This is a genomic window from Mycobacterium sp. E740, assembly GCF_001672895.1.
GTDB lineage: Bacteria > Actinomycetota > Actinomycetes > Mycobacteriales > Mycobacteriaceae > Mycobacterium.
This window is the reverse complement of sequence record NZ_LZKP01000169.1, coordinates 1-518: the sequence shown is the minus strand read 5'-3', so window position 1 is coordinate 518 and position 518 is coordinate 1. Positions and strand designations below refer to the sequence as shown.

1 protein-coding gene is annotated in these 518 nt (G+C 68.3%); it reads right to left on the bottom strand.

The annotated features are described in order from the left end of the window. Positions 1-127: 127 nt before the first annotated feature. Complete coding sequence (locus A5663_RS15960) at positions 128-478, bottom strand: HNH endonuclease (RefSeq protein WP_068150986.1); 351 nt, start codon at positions 476-478, stop codon at positions 128-130. Positions 479-518 lie beyond the last annotated feature (40 nt).

The following is a 518-nucleotide window of genomic DNA, read 5'->3' as shown; positions in this document are numbered from 1 at the left end:
GCCGGTCGAGCGGGCACTACGCGCCCGCGCCTTCGACGCGTCGTAACCCGTCGCTTCGGCGCGAGCGTGCGTGTCGGTACCCGACACGCCGCTCAGTAGCAGCATTTCGCGCACGCCGGCGCTTCCGTCAGCGTGCGTTCTCGACGAGCATTGCCCGGATCTCAACGTAGCGCTCGAGGAACCGGCGCTCGTCGAGGCGCTTGCGGCGCAGCCAGCCGGTCACTTCGTCGTTGCACTTGCTCGTGTTACATGACGCGCAGGCGGGCACGACGTTGTCGATGGTGTACCGGCCGCCTCTGCTGATCGCCATGACGCAGTCGCGCTGCAGCGGACGGTCTCTGGCGCCGCAGTAGGCGCAGCCTTGCCAAGCCGCTTTGACGGCTTCCCACTGCGCGACGGTGAGGTCGTTTTCGACCGCGGCGAGTCGACGCTTGCGCCTGCGGGCAGCCCTGGCCCGACGAGTCCTGTTGACTGCCACGGGCTCAGCATGCCGCGCGAGCGTGCACGAACTGCTGCTA